The organism is Tardiphaga sp. P4_G1 (assembly GCF_056401215.1).
In genome coordinates, this window is sequence record NZ_JBFUJU010000001.1 from 203,642 (window position 1) to 221,741 (window position 18,100).

Annotated in this window: 13 protein-coding genes; 10 read left to right on the forward strand and 3 right to left on the reverse strand. The window is 61.7% G+C overall.

The features are described 5' to 3' along the window. Window positions 1-2 precede the first annotated feature (2 nt). On the forward strand, window positions 3-659 hold the full coding sequence (locus tag AC1DUY_RS01010; protein WP_478111710.1) for a hypothetical protein: 657 nt from the start codon (window positions 3-5) through the stop codon (window positions 657-659). Between the two features lie 82 nt (window positions 660-741). Here the strand turns inward: AC1DUY_RS01010 and AC1DUY_RS01015 are convergent, their stop codons facing one another. Next, the gene (locus AC1DUY_RS01015) at window positions 742-2,157 is read right to left on the reverse strand and encodes a M48 family metalloprotease (RefSeq protein WP_175368890.1); all 1,416 of its coding nucleotides are present in this window, start codon (window positions 2,155-2,157) and stop codon (window positions 742-744) included. 111 nt (window positions 2,158-2,268) lie between these two features. On the opposite strand from AC1DUY_RS01015, the gene AC1DUY_RS01020 reads away from it, so the two are divergent. The 3 genes from AC1DUY_RS01020 to AC1DUY_RS01030 all read left to right on the forward strand — a co-directional run bounded on the left by AC1DUY_RS01020 (window position 2,269) and on the right by AC1DUY_RS01030 (window position 5,556). Further along, complete coding sequence (locus tag AC1DUY_RS01020) at window positions 2,269-3,471, forward strand: pyridoxal phosphate-dependent aminotransferase (protein ID WP_478111712.1); 1,203 nt, start codon at window positions 2,269-2,271, stop codon at window positions 3,469-3,471. A 17-nt stretch (window positions 3,472-3,488) separates the two neighbouring features. Beyond that, window positions 3,489-4,097 carry a biotin transporter BioY gene (locus tag AC1DUY_RS01025; protein WP_478112406.1) on the forward strand — a complete coding sequence of 203 codons (609 nt, stop codon included), beginning with the start codon at window positions 3,489-3,491 and terminating at the stop codon, window positions 4,095-4,097. Between the two features lie 118 nt (window positions 4,098-4,215). Next, entirely contained in the window at window positions 4,216-5,556 is a 1,341-nt protein-coding gene (locus AC1DUY_RS01030) for a dicarboxylate/amino acid:cation symporter (protein ID WP_478111714.1), read from the forward strand. A gap of 74 nt (window positions 5,557-5,630) precedes the next feature. Here AC1DUY_RS01030 and AC1DUY_RS01035 read toward each other — a convergent pair whose 3' ends face one another. After that, window positions 5,631-8,813 (reverse strand): Rne/Rng family ribonuclease, encoded by a 3,183-nt coding sequence (locus AC1DUY_RS01035; protein WP_478111716.1) that lies wholly within the window; start codon window positions 8,811-8,813, stop codon window positions 5,631-5,633. 699 nt (window positions 8,814-9,512) lie between these two features. Between AC1DUY_RS01035 and AC1DUY_RS01040 the strand changes: the two genes are divergently transcribed. The 5 genes from AC1DUY_RS01040 (at window position 9,513) to AC1DUY_RS01060 (ending at window position 16,229) form a co-directional block, all read left to right on the forward strand. Beyond that, the gene (locus tag AC1DUY_RS01040) at window positions 9,513-10,811 is read left to right on the forward strand and encodes an N-acetylmuramoyl-L-alanine amidase (RefSeq protein WP_439077241.1); all 1,299 of its coding nucleotides are present in this window, start codon (window positions 9,513-9,515) and stop codon (window positions 10,809-10,811) included. A gap of 246 nt (window positions 10,812-11,057) precedes the next feature. Further along, window positions 11,058-13,550 carry a penicillin-binding protein 1A gene (locus AC1DUY_RS01045; RefSeq protein ID WP_175368894.1) on the forward strand — a complete coding sequence of 831 codons (2,493 nt, stop codon included), beginning with the start codon at window positions 11,058-11,060 and terminating at the stop codon, window positions 13,548-13,550. A 108-nt stretch (window positions 13,551-13,658) separates the two neighbouring features. Beyond that, window positions 13,659-14,790 (forward strand): peptide chain release factor 2 gene (gene prfB, locus AC1DUY_RS01050; protein WP_139285829.1). Its coding sequence is split into 2 segments (ribosomal slippage): window positions 13,659-13,727 and window positions 13,729-14,790, totalling 1,131 coding nucleotides; the frame shifts between segments, so codons are not numbered across the junction. Between the two features lie 3 nt (window positions 14,791-14,793). Continuing rightward, a complete protein-coding gene (locus AC1DUY_RS01055; protein ID WP_478111719.1) occupies window positions 14,794-15,672 on the forward strand; it encodes an NAD(P)-dependent oxidoreductase in 879 nt (292 codons plus the stop codon). Between the two features lie 173 nt (window positions 15,673-15,845). Then, window positions 15,846-16,229 carry a hypothetical protein gene (locus AC1DUY_RS01060; RefSeq protein ID WP_116662286.1) on the forward strand — a complete coding sequence of 128 codons (384 nt, stop codon included), beginning with the start codon at window positions 15,846-15,848 and terminating at the stop codon, window positions 16,227-16,229. Window positions 16,230-16,313: 84 nt separating this feature from the next. Here AC1DUY_RS01060 and AC1DUY_RS01065 read toward each other — a convergent pair whose 3' ends face one another. Next, entirely contained in the window at window positions 16,314-16,943 is a 630-nt protein-coding gene (locus AC1DUY_RS01065) for a helix-turn-helix domain-containing protein (protein ID WP_441277413.1), read from the reverse strand. A gap of 228 nt (window positions 16,944-17,171) precedes the next feature. On the opposite strand from AC1DUY_RS01065, the gene AC1DUY_RS01070 reads away from it, so the two are divergent. After that, window positions 17,172-18,041, forward strand: a complete 870-nt coding sequence (locus tag AC1DUY_RS01070) for a fumarylacetoacetate hydrolase family protein (protein ID WP_478111722.1) — start codon at window positions 17,172-17,174, stop codon at window positions 18,039-18,041. The last annotated feature ends 59 nt before the right edge of the window (window positions 18,042-18,100 follow it).

The following is an 18,100-nucleotide window of genomic DNA, read 5'->3' on the forward strand; positions in this document are numbered from 1 at the left end:
TTATGCCGGATTTTCTTAAGATTATGACGAACGTTGTGGAGTGGGTATTTGCTTTGCTTCGAGATAAAATTCCGCCTGTTTCATCGGACGCGAGTGCAATTATTCTCCTTGTTCTCTCTGTCGGTTTGCTTGCCCTTCTGGCATTGATTGCCTGGCTATGGGCGCCCAAGAAGCGCGATTTACTCCCGATTCCTAAGGAGGTGACTCCTATCTCTCCGGATTTATTGTCGGGTAGTCCTGAGTTGAAGCAAAAAGTCAGGACGCTAGAAGGCAGTCTGACGGAAATCAGAAATCAAATTAGTATTACGCACTCTAATCCCCAGCACTCCACTATTGAGAAACTCTATTTTGCTATCAATGGAATAACTAATTCGGGGTTGTTGCTCACGATCGGATTGCTTGTATGGGAATTCTTCGCATTGAAAGACCGTGGGGCGATGGTCCGGTTATCAGCTGTCGCCAACGAAATTGGCCGTATCATGAGCGTGCTTGCACTGACGATAATCTTCTCGGTCGTAATTGTTTTTGTTGCGACCCGTGATCGCGGGCGATCGAACGAAGCGCGATCTTACGAGCGAATTAATAAAGCATTCTCGATATCGTTGATGATAACTCTGGCTGCGCTTCTCATCTTTATCTACCTGCTGCCGCATGTTTAGAACGCTGTCACAGTGGTGTGGTCAGATTCGACAAAGATGGCTCGCTGCTAGGCCAGGCGTTCTGCTTTAGTACATTTCTGCGCTAGTTCTTGCCTGGCATTTTCGCGGCGATGATGTCATCGGCCTTCACCCAGCCGGGCGTGCCCACGGCAAACCGCGCCTTGGCGCGCGAGGCAAGGTCGCGGGCGGTCTTGTTGTCGCCGCGCAGGAAGGCCGCCTGGGCCGACGCCAAGTCGGCTTCCGCATAGTCGCCCTTGCGGCCATAGGCCATGGCGAGCTGCATATAGCCGACGGGCGCTTCACTCTCGCGCGCCACAGCAGTGCGCAGGATGCGGATTGCCTCGTCGGTATAGGCCTTGTTGTCGGAGGCGACGAGTGCCTGGCCGAGCATCATCTCGATCAGTGGCGCGTTGTTGGAGAGCTGCACCGCGCGGCGCAGCGGCGCGATCGCCTCATTGGGCTTGCCGCCTTCCAGCAGTGCCTGGCCGCGCAGCTCGTAGAAATACGGATTGTTCGGCTGCGCCTTGATCAGCGCATCGATCTGCTCGACAGCCACGCGCAGATCGCCATGGCGATAGGTGGCGATGGCGCGGGCATATTGCGCGGGCAGGCTGGTGTCGGACGGCGGATAGCGCCGCAATACCGTGTCGCGCTGCTCCATGAAGCCGGCGGTCTTGGCGCGCATCAACTCGTGGCGCAGCATCAGCGCCGGATCGTCCTTCTTGTCCCAATAGGGACTCGACTTCGCGAGTTCCTCGAGGGCGGCAACGCGCTCTCGAGGCATCGGATGCGACATCATATACGGGTCGCTTCCGCGTGCTGCGAACAGGCTGTCGGTGCCGAAGCGCTGGAACGTCTCGTACATGCCCTTGGACGACTGGCCGGTCTGGTTCAGGAATTTGACGCCGGCGCGATCGGCGTTTTCTTCCTGCTGCCGCTGATAGGACAGCATCGTATTCATCATCATCGCTTGCGGCGCGGCGACCGCTGCGGCGCCGATATTGCCGGCAGCACCATTGGAGTTGCCGCCGCGCGCTCCGGCCGCCATGGCGCCGACGCCGAGCAGCATTGCCACGATCATCTGGGTCTGCGCCTGCGCCATGCGCTCGCGCAGCTTTGACAGATGGCCGCCGGCGAGATGGCCGGTTTCGTGGGCGAGCACGCCGATCAGCTGGTTCGGCGTCTGTGACTGCATCAGCGCGCCGTGATTGACGAAGATGCGGCGACCGTCAGCGACAAAGGCATTGAAGCTGGCGTTGTTGATGATGACGACCTGGATGTTTTGCTTTTCCAGGCCTGCGGCGCGCAGGATCGGGCGCGTATAGTCACGCAGCAGCTGTTCGATCTCGGCGTCGCGCAGCAGGCGCGGAGCGTCGCCTTGCTGCGCATGGGCCGCCATTGGCGTCAGCGTCAATGCCGCCGCGGTCAGCAGCGTGGTCAGCTTCGAGAACAATCGAGATGCAGCCCTTTTTGGCTGCAGCTGCAGGTCTTTCATCATTGGCCGAGGTTCGGATTCGATATAAGCCCTAACAAGTCAAATATTGCGGCGGGAGCGCGGCGTTGCTCCCATGCCGTAACGTGCATAACGCCGCGCAGATAGCAGATTTCCATGCCAGATACGATCCTCAAAACCCGGGCACACAGCCTTCTTGCAGCGTCCGGACGCAGCGATGTTCCCCCGTTCATGGTGATGGATGTGATGGCCGCTGCGGCGCGGATCGAGGCCGCTGGCGGGCACGTGATTCACATGGAAGTCGGGCAGCCGGCAGCGCCCGCGCCCAAGGTGGCCATCGAGGCTGCGCAGGCCGCGCTGGCGCACGGGCGGATCGAATATACCGCCGCGCTTGGCATCCCCTCGCTGCGTGCGCGGATCTCCAGGCATTACCGCGACGTCTATGGCTGCACGGTCGATCCGGAGCAGATCGTGGTGACTACCGGCTCCTCCGGCGCGTTCATCCTGTCCTTCCTGGCCCTGTTCGAGCCCGGCGACCGCGTCGCCGTCACCGTGCCTGGCTATCCGCCGTATCGGCACATCCTCACCGCGCTGGGCTGCGAGCCGGTGCTGATCGAGACCCATGCCGACAAGCGGCACGCCTTGACCGCCGAGGATCTGCTCGCCGCGCATCGTGAAAAGCCGCTGAAGGGCGTGCTGGTCGCGAGTCCGGCCAATCCTACGGGCACCATGATGTCGCGCGAAGCGCTCACCAGCCTGATCCACGCGGCAGATGATGCGGGCATTCGCTTCATCTCGGATGAGATTTATCACGGTCTCGATTATGCATTTCCCGCAGTGACCGCGGCGGAGCTGTCGCCGAACGCGCTGGTCATCAATTCCTTCTCGAAATATTTCTGCATGACCGGCTGGCGCGTCGGCTGGATGGTCGTGCCGAAACCGCTGGTGCGGTCCATGGAACGGCTGCAGCAGAACCTGTCGATCTCGGTGCCGACACTGTCGCAGATCGCGGCGGAAGCAGCCTTCGACGGTCATGCACAGATGGAAGACATTAAGCATGGCTATCAAGAGAACCGTCGCATCCTCACCGCAGGATTGCCGCAAGCCGGCCTCACGGACTTCCTGCCGGCCGATGGCGCCTTCTATCTCTATGCAGACGTGTCGAAATTCACCACTGACAGCTTCGATTTTGCCAAGCAGATGCTGGAACAGGCACATGTGGCCGCAACGCCCGGCAGCGACTTCGATCCGATCCATGGCAAGTCCTATATTCGCTTTTCGTATGCGAGCTCGACCGAGGACATGCATGAGGCGGTCGCGCGGATCAGCAAATGGCTCGGGCAGGGTGGTCCGAAGTGAGCGAGCCTGTCTTGTCGATGGATTCATCTGTCTCGAATTTGCCCCACGTCTCGATCGCCAGTGTGTGGTGGCCAAGCCGCGGTGAAGGCTTGGCTTCTGCGCGCCGTGCCATAGTGCTGGCGGCGTTCGGAGTCGCGTTGTTGGCGGTTTCGGCGAAGATCAATCTGCCACTGCCATATGTGCCGATGACCCTGCAGACGCTGGTCGTTTTGATGATCGGCGCCGTCTATGGCTGGCGCCTCGGCACGTTGACGATCATCGCCTATCTCGCCGTTGGTGCATTGGGATTGCCGGTGTTCGCCGGGCCGGTTGGCGGTCTCAAACCGCTCACAGGGGCGACGGCCGGCTTCCTGTCCAGCTTTGTCGTTGCTGCGTTTATCACGGGCTGGTTCAGCGAACGCGGATGGGATCGCTCGATGATCCGCCTGTTCGTTGCCATGGCCATCGGCCACATCGTGATCATGGCCATGGGCTTTGCCTGGCTGGCTTACGGTATGAAGCTCGGCGCCGAGAAAGCCTGGTTGGTCGGCGTCATGCCGTTCCTAGCGGGGGCATTAGTGAAGAACACATTGGGCGCGATCCTGGTGCCCGTCCTGCGCGGAATGGTTGATCGCCGGTATCGCTGAACGCTCGGCGCGATATTTGTTCGTTAATCGCCCAAGTAATTCCGCGTGGCGGCTTGCAAGAGGCCGCCCATGTGACTAATGACCGCGGCAGTAAAAATGCTCAGGGAGTTGAAGCGGAATGTCTGCGGTAACGGCAACGGCGGGTCCGGGAGCGGCCGCTCCGGTCAAAAAGCCCTGGTACAAGGTTCTCTATATTCAGGTGCTGATCGCTATCGTGATCGGCGTGCTGGTCGGGTGGCTGGAGCCTCAGTTCGCCACCAATGAATGGATCAAGGCGCTCGGCGACGGCTTCATCAAGCTGATCAAGATGGTGATCGCGCCGATCATCTTCTGTACCGTGGTGTCTGGCATTGCCCATATCCAGGACGCCAAGAAGGTCGGCCGCGTCGGCATCAAGGCGCTGGTCTATTTCGAGATTGTCTCGACCTTCGCGCTGATCCTCGGCATTGTGATGGGCAACCTGTTCCAGGTCGGCCATGGTCTGGTGACCAAGACCGAAGGTAGCGCAGGCGCAGTCGCTAATTACGTCAAACAGGCCGAAGCGACGAAGTCGGTCGATTTCGTGCTCAACATCATTCCCGACAGCGTCGTTGGCGCCTTCGCCAAGGGCGACATCCTGCAGGTGCTGTTGTTCGCGATCCTGTTCGGTTTCGCACTGATGGCGCTGGGCGAGCGTGGCCACAGGTTGCGCGACATGATTGATGAGACGTCGCATGCCGTGTTCGGCGTGATCGCCATTGTCATGAAGGCAGCCCCCCTCGGCGCATTCGGCGCGATGGCCTACACCATTGGCAAGTTCGGCCCGGCGGCGCTCACCAACCTGTTGAGCCTGATCGTGCTGTTCTACGCGACTGCAGCACTGTTCGTGGTGGTCGTGCTCGGCATCATTGCCCGCATCGTCGGCTTCAACATCTTCAAGTTCATCGTCTACATCAAGGATGAGCTTTTGATCGTGCTCGGCACTTCTTCGTCGGAAAGCGCGTTGCCGCAGCTGATGGAGAAGCTGCAGCGTCTGGGCTGTTCGAAGTCGGTCGTCGGCCTCGTGGTGCCGACCGGCTATTCGTTCAACCTCGACGGCACCAACATCTACATGACCCTGGCGACCTTGTTCATCGCCCAGGCACTCGGTGTGGATCTGTCGTTCGGCCAGCAGGTGACTATCCTGATCGTGGCGATGCTGACCTCAAAGGGCGCTTCGGGCGTCACCGGCGCCGGCTTCATCACGCTGGCAGCCACGCTGTCGGTGGTTGATCCGCGTCTGGTGCCCGGCATGGCGATTGTGTTCTCGATCGACAAATTCATGAGCGAGGTGCGCGCGCTTACCAACATTACGGGCAACGGCATTGCTACGGTGTTCGTGTCGTGGTGGGAAGGCGAGCTTGATCACGACACGATGCACGCCAATCTCAACAAGACCATCGATCCATCGGATGTCGAAACGGCAATCACGACGGACTGATCCACAGTAGATTGCAGCACTAAAAAAGCCGCCCGGTTTTGCCGGGCGGCTTTTCGTTGTTGCGTTGAGAGCGCTTAGTCGTTGCCGAGGACGCGTGACCACCAGCCGGCTTTACGCGGCTGGCTTTCGACCGCGGGGGCCGGTGCAGCGGCTGGAGCAGGTGCCGGCTCCGGGGCTGTAGCGACGGGCGCTGCCGCGGGCTGTGGCTCCGGAGATGTCGAACCGAAGTTGACCTTTTCGCGGACCGTCGAGCGGCGGCGGGCTGCGGCTTTGTCATCTTCCTGCGGTGCCGCGGCTTCCTGCACGGGGGTAGGTGCTGCGACGGGAGCAGGAGCGATCGGCGTCGGCTCGGGCACGGCTGGAGCGAACATTGGCACGGCGTTGTGACGGCTCTGTTCGGCCTCTGGCTGTGGCGCTGCATAGGACGTCACGGTGTCCGAAGCTGCGTACTGGTGCGGCTGTGCGTCGTGGCGCGTGTCCTGACCTTCGAGATCGGCCACGGCATCGCTGGCTTCCGAGGTCTGCGTCGGTCCGAGTTCATCGGCGATCGATCCGGCCAGACCTTCGTCGTTACCGCCACGCCGGCGGCGTCCGCCGCGACGGCCACGGCGACGCGGGCGACGCTCGCCATCGGCCGGCTGATCGGCACGGGCCTCACGAGGCTGATCGTCGGCCTCGTCGTCTTCACCTTCGCTGTCGTCGCCAACGGTTTCGACGTTACCTTCGACCGTGCCTTCAGCGGCGTTCTGGAGATCGCCGCCCTCGCGACCGGGAGCGCCGCCTTCGCGTGCCTCACCGGAGCGACCACGACGGCGCCGACGGCGCTTGCGCTTGCGCCCATCGCTGTCTGCATCGCCGGTGGCGCTTTCACCCGAGGTATCGTCGTCGGTGAGACCTTCGGTCTCCTCGGTTTCGATCTCGGCTTCCGTCTCGAACAGATCTTCGTCGTCGAAGGGTTCTTCTTCCAGCGGCGGCGGGAAGGCTGCGACCTGCGCCGCGAGAAGTGCCTTGGCAGCTTCCAGCGTGTGGACCTGTTCGCCGCGGTCGATCACGAAGGACTGCTGACCGCTGACATTCGGATCGGCGATGACGGCGAGTGTCACCTTGAAGCTGTTTTCGAGATCGCGCAGATGGCCACGCTTGTGGTTCAGCACATAGAGCGCGACATCGGTGCGGGTGCGCACGATCAGGTTATGCGTGGCGCCCTTCATCAGGATTTCTTCGAGACCGCGCAGCAACTGCAGGGCCACCGACGACACCGAACGGACATGACCGCTGCCGCCGCAATGCGGGCAGATATCCGTGGAGCTTTCCAGCACGCTGGCGCGGATGCGCTGGCGCGACATTTCGAGCAGGCCGAAATGCGAGATGCGGCCGACCTGAATGCGCGCGCGATCCTGGCGCAGGCAGTCGCTCATCTTGCGTTCGACAGCGCGGTTATTGCGCTTCTCGTCCATGTCGATGAAGTCGATCACGATCAGACCGGCGAGATCGCGCAGGCGGAGCTGACGCGCCACTTCCTCGGCCGCTTCGAGATTGGTTTTCAGCGCGGTATCTTCGATGTGGTGCTCGCGGGTCGAACGGCCCGAGTTCACGTCGATCGAAACCAAGGCTTCGGTCTGGTTGATGACGATGTAGCCACCGGAGCGGAGCTGCACGGTCGGCGAGAACATCGCGTCCAACTGGCTCTCGACGCCCATGCGCGAGAATAGCGGCTGGCCGTCGCGATACTGTTTCACCGCGCGCACATTGCTCGGCATCAACATGTGCATGAAGTCGCGCGCTTCCTGATAGCCGGCTTCGCCAGCGACCTGAATTTCGTCGATTTCCTTGTTGTAGAGGTCGCGCAGCGAACGCTTGATCAGCGAGCCTTCCTCATAGACGAGGGTTGGGGCCTGCGACTTCAGCGTCATGTCGCGGACGGTTTCCCACATCCGGATCAGGTATTCGAAATCGCGCTTGATTTCCGGCTTGGTGCGCGAGGCACCGGCGGTGCGCAGGATGATCCCCATGCCTTCCGGCACGTCGAGGTCCGACACCACTTCCTTGAGACGCGAACGATCCTGTGCCGAGGTGATCTTGCGCGAGATGCCGCCGCCACGGGCAGTGTTCGGCATCAGCACGGCGTAGCGGCCGGCGAGCGACAGGTAGGTGGTCAGCGCAGCGCCCTTGTTGCCGCGCTCTTCCTTGACGACCTGCACCAGCATGACCTGGCGACGCTTGATGACTTCCTGGATCTTGTACTGGCGACGCGGACGGAAGGCGCGCTCGGGGACTTCCTCGAGAACGTCGTCACCGCCGACGGATTCGACCTGATCCTCTTCGGCTTCTTCCTCGCCGTCGTCTTCGTCTTCCTCGTCGTCGTGTTCGTCGCTGTCAGCGGCAGCGGTGTGCTCACCCTCGGCACGCTCTTCGTGGTGAACGTCCTCGGCATGCGCCGCGTTCTCTTCGGCGTGAGCGGCCTGAATCTGTTCGTCATGCGCGTGATCATCATGCGCTTCGGCGGTAACTGGCGCCGGCGTCTCCGCAACGGCTTCGACCCGAGCAGGCGAGAAGCCTGTCGAAACAGGCTGTTCGGTCACAGGCTCGGATGCAACGACCTCGGACACGACGACCTCGGGAGCCGCAGCTTCGGCAGCGACGCTCTCGGACGCGACCGGCGCGGGGGCATGATCGTGATGTTCATGGTCGTGCGCATGATCGCCTTCGGCGTGCTCATGCGCGTGGGTGTGCTCGTGACCGTCATGGTCATGATGGTCGTGATCGGCAGCGTGGTGCCCGTCATCATGGGTATGGCTGTGGACCTCGAAGGCCGGATCGCGCGGCTGTTCGGCCTGCGACGGATCGATCGCTGTCGCATCGACGACATCGCTCTGCACCCGCTCGCCACGGTCGCGGCGACGGGAGTTGCGATGACGCGAGCGCTTACGGTTGGAGCGGTTTTCGGTCTCTTCCTCAGCTTCGCGATGGGCCCGTTCATCCGCCTCGATCAGCGCCTGACGGTCGGCGACCGGGATCTGGTAATAGTCCGGATGAATTTCGCTGAAAGCGAGAAAGCCGTGGCGGTTGCCACCGTATTCGATGAAGGCGGCCTGCAGCGACGGTTCGACGCGCGTGACCTTGGCGAGGTAGATATTGCCGCGAAGCTGCTTGCGCTGCGCAGTCTCGAAATCAAACTCTTCGACGCGATTGCCGCGAACCACGACAACCCGGGTCTCTTCCGGGTGGGTCGCATCGATCAACATTTTGTTTGGCATTTGGAAGCTCATGGAGGCGGACGGCGTGCGTGGCGGCAAGCGCGTATCGCGCGGCCGGGTGACGCAACGGTCCACCTGATTCGGGGGTGAGGGGAAGGCCGATACACAGCCCTGAACGCCGTGCCGATCGCGAGGTCAGTGCGGGGCGACGCGCGAGGCTTGGGCCTCGCATCGGCATAGTTCCCACCTGGGTCTCGGTCGGCATCACAGTCTGGCGCATCAAGCGTCGGCCCGTCTGAACATCTTGGCGGCAAAGGCGCCGCCTTTTGCTGACGTCCGGCGCGCCGCAGAACGCGGTCACCGGCTGTCGCATACTCCGCCCGTAAGGCCGGAATAATCGGTCATGAAGTGTCTAAAGCCGCCCCGGGAGCGAGAAAGGACCTGGGACCGGACACCGCCTGGGCTAAGACCGCCTCTCTGGGCAACCGCGCGCTGCGCTGGTTGTAGAGAGGAGGCCGGAAAACGCTGGATCCACCGATAGATGATCGGGGGAACGAGCGTTGCACCGGGAGGCTGAACGCGACACAACCGGGAGTTAAACCGTCAGCTCTTCGTACATACGAGGAATGGGGGGCGCATGCAAGGGAAGCGTCACAAGGCTGCAACACTCAGGCTTATTCGATATGGCCGACTTAAGCTCCGGTTAACCCTGCAATCCTATTGGGTTAATGAGGGGCTGCTTCGGAGGCAGTGGATTCGTTGACGAGCCGCGCAAACCACATCGTCAGGCTGGCCACGGTGCTCTTCAGTGCCGGTTTTGGGCTGTTTTGGTGTCCGAACTCCGCCCAGGCCGCCGGCGAGACGCCACGCGCGGAAGTGGAGGGTGTATTCCCGATCGCCTCCGACGTGCGCATCGCCGGTGACGAGAAACAGACCCGTTTCATTCTCGATCTCGACCGGAAGATCCCGCTGCGTGCCTTTGCGCTGGCTGACCCATATCGGGTGGTCATCGATCTTCCCCAGGTCAATTTCCATCTCGATCCCGGCGCCGGGACGGTCTCCCGCGGCCTGATCAAGGCGTTCCGCTACGGTCTGGTGATGCCGGGCGGGTCGCGCATGGTGTTTGACCTGACCGGACCAGCCAAGATCAAGAATTCCTACGCGCTCGATCCCGCCAACGGGCAGCCGGCGCGGATGGTGATCGAACTCGAATCGGTCGATCGCACCACATTCGTACAGGCGCTGGCGGTTGAGAATCGCCCGGATCTGCGACCGGCCGTCGGAACGACTGCTGCGGCGTCTCCGGTTGCCACCAAGGTGGTCGCCAGCGCCGTGCCCGATGCCGCGCCGGACGCCCGTCCAGTCATCGTGATCGATCCCGGTCATGGCGGCATCGACAACGGCACCCAGGCCGGCGGCGAGAGCGAGAAGGGGATCGTGCTGGGTTTCGGTTTGGCCCTGCGTGATCGTCTGGAGAAGCTCGGCAAATACCGCATCGTGATGACCCGCGCCGACGATACGTTCATTCCCCTGGATGAACGGGTGAAGGTGGCGCGCAACCAGTCGGCTGCCTTGTTTGTCTCCATCCATGCCGACGCATTGCCGCGTGGCGAGGGGGATGCGCAGGGCGCCACCGTTTACACACTGTCTGACAAGGCCTCCGACGCGGAGGCGGAGCGGCTGGCAGACTCGGAAAACAAGGCCGACGCTATCGCCGGCGTCAATCTGACGGAAGAGCCAACCGACGTTGCCGACATTCTGATCGACTTGGCGCAGCGCGAAACCCGGACCTTCTCAAACCGCTTTGCCCGGCTTGTGGTGGGCGAGATGAAGACCACGGCGCGGATGCACAAGCATCCCCTGAAATCGGCAGGTTTCCGCGTGCTCAAGGCCCCGGACGTCCCCTCGGTGCTGATCGAACTGGGTTACGTGTCTAACAAAGACGATCTCCAGCAACTGATGTCCGAGAACTGGCGCTCCAAGACTGTCGGGGCGGTCGCCAAGGCGATCGACGGGTTCTTCTCCAAGCGGATGGTCTCTGCCGGCCCGGGAAACTGACGACCGGAACTGAAAATGACAAATCTTTCAGTACGAAAGCCCCGGCCTTCAGTATGAAAGCCCTAGTTTGGCCACAGCCGGAGCTCTATAAAAATTTCCGTGTGGCTGTCAGAATCGGTCAAGACTGACGGCCATTTCGGGTTGTCTCCTTGCTGATTTTTGCCGCGGGACTTGTTGCTGACTTCGCGCCCATGGGGGCCGCCGTATGGTATATTGCGGCACAGCGATTGAAACGGATCGTCGATAATGCGTCTGCTGGTGCGGTTTCTGGGTTTCTTGTTCGCTGCAGGAACCGTGGTGTTCCTGGTGGGCGTCGCCGCCGCAGCCGGGCTGATCTGGCATTATTCCAAGGACTTACCAGACTATTCGCAGCTTCAGGATTATGAGCCGCCGGTCATGACGCGCGTCCATGCGGCGGACGGTGCACTGCTTGGCGAATACTCCAAGGAGCGCCGGCTCTATCTGCCGATTCAGGCCGTGCCGAAGCTGGTGATCAACGCGTTCCTCGCGGCCGAAGACAAGAATTTCTACGAGCATGGTGGCCTCGATTATTCGGGCATGGCGCGCGCGATGGTGCTTTACGCGCAGAACCTTGGCTCCAACCGCAGGCCGCAGGGCGCGTCGACGATCACGCAGCAGGTTGCGAAGAACTTCCTTCTGACCAACGAGGTCTCCTTTACCCGCAAGATCAAGGAAGCCTTGCTGGCGATGCGCATCGAGCGCACCTATTCGAAGGACAAGATTCTCGAATTGTATCTCAACGAAATCTATCTCGGCCTCGGTGCCTATGGCATCGCCGCCGCCTCGCTGGTCTATTTTGACAAGTCGGTGAACGAACTGACCGTGTCGGAAGCGGCGTATCTCGCAGCTTTGCCGAAGGCGCCGTCGTCGCTGCATCCGATCAAGAACCGCGACCGTGCCATCGAGCGCCGCAACTATGTCGTTGATCGTCTGCTGGAGAACGGCTGGATCAAGCAGGCCGATGCCGACAAGGCGCGCAAGGAGACGCTGAGCGTCACCGGCCGCAACAGTTCGGGTCACATCTTTGCCGGCGAGTATTTTGCCGAGGAAGTGCGCCGCGACATCCTGGAACGCTACGGCGAAAAGAAGCTCTATGAAGGCGGTCTCTCGGTCCGCACCACGCTCGATCCCAAGCTGCAGGTAATGGCGCGCAAGACCATGACCAACGGCCTGATCAATTTCGACGAGGTGCGTGGCTGGCGCGGGGCGACCAACAAGATCGATATTTCCGGCGACTGGGGCGTGAAGCTCGCCGAGGTCAAAGCGCTGTCCGACATCGCGCCGTGGAAGCTCGCGGTCGTGCTGGATGTCAGCGATCAGTCGGCACGGATCGGCTTCCAGCCGGGCCGTGAACTCGGCGGCGCCGTGCTCAAGGATCGCCAGACCGGCATCCTGACGCTGGACGGCGTGCGCTGGGCCAAGCCCGCGGCCGGACCGACGAAGGGCAAAACACCGACGGCCGTGTCGCAGGTTTTGGCCGCTGGCGACGTGATCTATGTCGATCCGCTCACAAACAAGGACGGCTCGGTCGTCGAAGGCCAGTTCCGGCTGCGGCAGTATCCGGAAGTGTCCGGCGCCATGGTTGCGATGGATCCTTTGACCGGACGTGTGCTTGCCATGGTCGGCGGCTTCTCGTTCGACCAGAGCCAGTTCAACCGCGCCACGCAGGCCTATCGTCAGCCCGGCTCATCCTTCAAGCCACTGGTCTATTCGGCAGCGATGGACAATGGCTACACGCCGTCCACCGTCGTGGTCGACGCGCCGATCGAGATCGATCAGGGGCAGGGCGCCGGGGTGTGGCGTCCGGAAAACTATTCGACCGGCAAGTACTTCGGCCCCGTGACCCTGCGTAATGCATTGATGCGCTCGCTGAACACTGTGACAGTGCGACTGGCGCAGGACGTCGGCATGCCGCTGATCGGCGAATATGCCAAGCGGTTCGGCGTCTATGATGAATTGCCGAATTATCTGTCCTACGCGCTCGGCGCCGGTGAAACGACCGTCATGCGGATGGTGACGGCCTATTCGATGTTCGCCAATGGCGGCCGCCGCGTGAAATCCACGCTGATCGACCGTATTCAGGACCGCTATGGCCATACGATCTTCAAGCATGACCAGCGCGAATGCCGCGGCTGCGACGCGCCGGAAGGCTGGAAGAATCAGGCCGAGCCGCAGCTGGTCGATCGCCGCGAGCAGGTGCTCGACGCCATGACCGCCTACCAGATCACCTCGATGATGGAAGGCGTCGTGCAGGGTGGCACCGCGACCGTGCTCCGCGAAGTCGGCAAGCCGATCGCCGGCAAAACCGGCACGACCAATGACGAGAAGGATGCCTGGTTCATCGGCTTCTCGCCTGACGTCGTGGTCGGTATATATGTCGGTTACGACAAGCCCCGGAACCTCGGCAACAAGGCCACCGGCGGTGCGCTGGCTGCGCCGATCGCGAAGGACTTCATGAAGCTTGCGCTCGCCGACAAGCCGGCAGTGCCGTTCCGCGTGCCTGCCGGCATCAAGCTGATCCGCGTCGACGCCAAGTCGGGCATGCGCGCCGGACCGGGCGATGGCGGCCGCACCATCCTTGAGGCCTTCAAGCCGGGCACCGCGCCGCCGGACAACTATTCTGTGATCGGTGTCGCCGATGCGGATGGTCGTTCGCTCTCGGTGTCGCCGGAAACCGACCGCAGTTTCATGCGACCGGGAACGGGCGGGCTGTATTGAGGCTCACCTGACCCACAGCAGATCCTTGCGGATTGCGCTTTGCCGCGCACGCCGCTACATCCCGATCACCATTCGTATTGCGGCTGATGCCGCCAGATCAGAGTTTCCATGCGCGCTGAAATCGAACGCCTCGTAGAAGAGATCAAGCAGTCAGTCGGGCTGCTGAGGAGGCATCTTTGACGTCGATGCATCCACGGCACGACTTGCAGAGCTGAACGCTCTCGCCGAAGACCCCAATCTCTGGAACGACCCGCAAAAGGCCCAACGGCTGATGCAGGAGCGCACCTCGCTAGAGGATTCGCTTCAGGGCATCGGCAAGGTCATGCGCGAACTCGACGATAATATCGAAATGATCGAGCTCGGCGAGGCCGAGGGCGATCAGGGCGTGGTGACCGAAGCCGAGAATGCGCTCAAGGCGCTGAAGAAGGAGGTCGCGCGCCGCGAGCTGGAAGCGCTGCTCTCTGGCGAGGCCGATCGCTTCGACACCTATCTGGAAGTCCATGCCGGCGCCGGTGGCACCGAGAGCCAGGACTGGGCCTCGATGCTGTTGCGCATGTATACGCGCTGGGCTGAAAAGCACGGTTTTAAGATCGAGTATCTCGAAGAAACGCAGGGTGAAGAAGCCGGCATCAAGTCGGCGACGATCCAGATCTCCGGTCACAATGCCTATGGCTGGCTGAAGACCGAAGGCGGCGTGCATCGTCTGGTGCGTATCTCGCCTTACGACTCAAACGCCCGTCGTCACACCTCCTTCTCAAGCGTTGCGATCTTTCCGGTCGTGGACGACAGCATCAAGATCGACATCAACGAATCCGATGTGCGCGTCGATACGATGCGTTCAGGCGGCGCCGGCGGTCAGCACGTCAACAAGACAGAGTCGGCCGTCCGTCTCACGCATATTCCGAGCGGCGTGGCCGTGGTCTGTCAGGCCGGCCGTTCGCAGCACAAGAACAAGGCCCAGGCCTGGGACATGCTGCGCGCGCGACTCTATGAGATCGAGCTGAAGAAGCGCGAAGAGAAGGCTGCTGCCGATCAGGCTGCCAAGACCGATATCGGCTGGGGTCACCAGATCCGCTCTTACGTGCTGCAGCCCTATCAGATGGTGAAGGACCTGCGCACCGGCGTGCAGACGTCGGACACCTCAGGCGTGCTCGACGGCGATCTTGACGAGTTCATGGCGGCGACACTGGCGCAGCGCGCCTTCGGCACATCGCCAGGCGCAATCGACGACGTGGACTGAGCCATGCCCCATGTTGCGTTCATCGGTTTGGGACGCATGGGGCACGGCATGGCCGGCTGCTATCTCGAAGCCGGCTTCAGCGTTGCCGTCTGGAATCGCAGCAGGGCGAAAGCAGAAGATCAGATCGCACGTGGCGCACGTTGGGCAGCTTCACCGGCGGATGCAGCCGAAGGCGCCGATGCCATCGTCACGATGGTCGCCGATGACGAGGCTTCACAGACTGTGTGGCTCGGCATTGATGGTGCCGGGCGAACCGCGAAGGCGGGCGCGCTGGCGATCGAATGTTCGACAGTGTCGCACCAGCACGCGCTCGACCTCGCCAAGGCGCTGCAGGATCGCGGCCTGATCTATATCGATAGTCCGGTCACCGGTCTGCCGGATGCGGCTGCGAGCGGCAAACTCACGCTGCTGGTCGGCGCGGATGCTGCGGACCTCGACAAGGCCCGGCCGTTCCTGGCGCCGATCGGATCGACGATCCGGCATTTCGGCCCCGTCGGATCGGGTACGGTTTACAAGCTGATCAATAACCTGATGGGCGCAATCCATATCGCTGGGCTCGCCGAAGGTCTGGCCATCGCAGAACATGCCGGGCTGGACATGAAGCTGGTGCTGGAGTCCATCGCGAGCGGCGTCGCGGCAAGCCCACAGGTGCTGCGACATGCGCCGCGGATGGTGGCCCGCGATTATTCAAGTGCATCCTTCACCGCTGCATTGCGCCATAAGGATGCGGCCTATGCTGTGAGATTGGCGGAGCAGCTTTTGCAGGCGAGGCCCCTGGTCGGCGCGGCGGCTGTTGAAGCCTATGAAAAGGCAAAGGCTTTCGCGCCCGACGATGACGAAGCCAAAATGATCGAGCTCATCTCGCAACCGAGTGACGGCTGAGCAAGCTAACCGCCCGCCAAAGTCTGCGGCGTCTTGAAACAGTCGCGTCGCTGCGTGGCCGCTTCCGTTCTTCCTTTCACCCGATATCATCCCCATGCCGGAACTCAATATCCGGCGCTGGCTTATCCTGACGCCGCATGTCGCGGTGTCACGAATTCAACGGGGTGTGGGGCATGAAGAAGATCATTCCAATTCTTGCTGTTGGCGTTGCATTGATGCTGGGCGGCTGCGGCCGCGATCCCGGACCAGCAGGTCCGAAGGGCGAAACCGGCGCGCAGGGGCCGGCCGGTCCGCAGGGTGCGCAAGGCGTTCAGGGCATTCCCGGCGCGCAGGGGCAGGCGGGTGCACAGGGACCTCAAGGTCCGCAGGGCACGCCCGGCGCCAAGGGTGACAAGGGCGATGCGGCACCAGTGAGCTTCCGCGCGGTGCAGGCAGATGGCGCGATCAGCTGCGAGGCGACGGAGACGCTGGTGTCCGTTGTCTGCCCGAGTGGCGGCGCACCGGATGGCACCAAGTGCACCACGACGCCAACCGTTGGTCTCTGCCTGAAGAAGTAATCGTATGGCAGATTGAAATCGGCTGCTAGCCAACAGGTCCCTCGCTCGCAGGTGAGCGAGGGTCTTCAAACTTGCGGACGTGTGCTAGGCCTTGCCGTCGCTGCGTCGTCCGTAACTCGGAGGCACCGAAATCACGAGGTAGTATTCACACCGACGCGCAGTCCTGTTCTCGAACCAGTGCTCGACGTCGACTTCGAAATACAGCGAGTCACCCTCATCCAGAACCGTCTCGGTATCCTTGGTGCGCACGGTGACGCGTCCGTGCGTGGCAAGGACGTGTTTGGATGTGCCCTGCGGGTAGGCGGGCAATTTGCCGGTCGAGGTTTTCGGGGGCAGGTGATGCAGGACGACTTCCACTGCCATGCCGGCCATGACGGGCGACAGCAGGAAGCGCTCGAAGCCCGTCTTTGAATCGCGAAAGATCTGGCGTTGATCCTTGCGCACCACAGCGAAGGCCCGGCGCGGCGCGTCGTCGTCGCCCATCAGCGTCGAGAACGATGTTTCCAGAGCCAGCGCGATACGTCGCGCGACCCCGATCGTCGGGCTCTTCTCGCCGCGCTCGACTTTCGACAGCATCGCCCGACTGACACCGGACTGCTTGGAGAACTGCTCCAGGGTCAGGTTGGCCTGTTCACGCAATATGCGAACCCGATCGCCGAATGCGCGACTGACGGGGTCTTCACGAACGACCTTCCGCGTCGCCGGTTTCGCCATATCGGGTGCTGCTCCAATGTCATTCGCGGATGTAATCCGCCGGTGATTCCATCTTAGGCGCCGTTGCCCGCCATGTCACATCCTGCTGCGGCAGATGACCGCGTGCGTCTTCTAAAGAATAAATAGCCGGGATGATCAGCTTGCCAAAATCTTCTATCGAAGATAGGTGTATCTTTAGAAGATGCCGGCGATCCGTTCGCCGGACAAGCAGACATATCAGGAGGAAGAATGCACCTTGTTACTTTCCTGCATGAGGGCCAGGCCACGGTCGGCATTGCAGATCAGGCGCTCACTCAGGTCTCGCCGCTGCCGCGCGACGTTGCCCCCGATATGATTGCGCTAATTGCCAATTTCGATAGCCTGAAGGGTACGCTCACCGCTTCAGCGGGCGGCCCCCTTCCTATCGCCAGCGTCGAGCTTCTTGCGCCAATCCCGCGCCCGGCACGCAACGTGTTTTGCGTTGGCAAGAACTACCATGAGCACGCGAAGGAATTCGCGGGTAGTGGTTTCGACTCCTCGGCAAAGGAAGTCGTGCCGGAAGCGCCAGTCATCTTCACGAAGCCGTCGAGCACGGTGATCGGTTCCGGCAAGTCGATTCCGAATTATCTCGATCCGACCGACAGCACCGACTACGAAGGCGAGCTGACGGTCGTCATCGGGCGTGGCGGCCGCGGCATCAAGAAGCAGGACGCGCTGGCGCATGTGTTCGGTTACACGATCATCAATGACGTAACGGCACGCACGCTGCAGCACAAGCATCGTCAGTGGTTCATCGGCAAGGGCATCGACGGTTTCTGCCCGATGGGGCCGGCGATCCTGACCGCTGACGAGATGCCCGACCCGACGAAAATGCGACTGACGACATCCGTCAACGGCGAAAAGCGCCAGGATGCGTCGGTGACCGATCTCATCTTCGACATTCCGACGCTGATCGAGACGCTCTCGGCAGGGATCACGCTGGAGCCGGGCGATCTGATCGCGACCGGAACGCCGGCTGGCGTCGGCCTCGGTTTCACGCCGCCGCGCTTCCTGAAGAAGGGCGACGTGGTTACGATCGAGGTCAGCGGCATCGGCAAACTCGAAAACCCGGTCGGCTGATTAAGCCTACACAGGTTGCGGTTTTGATGAAGAGGCGCGGGGCATCATCTGCCCCACGC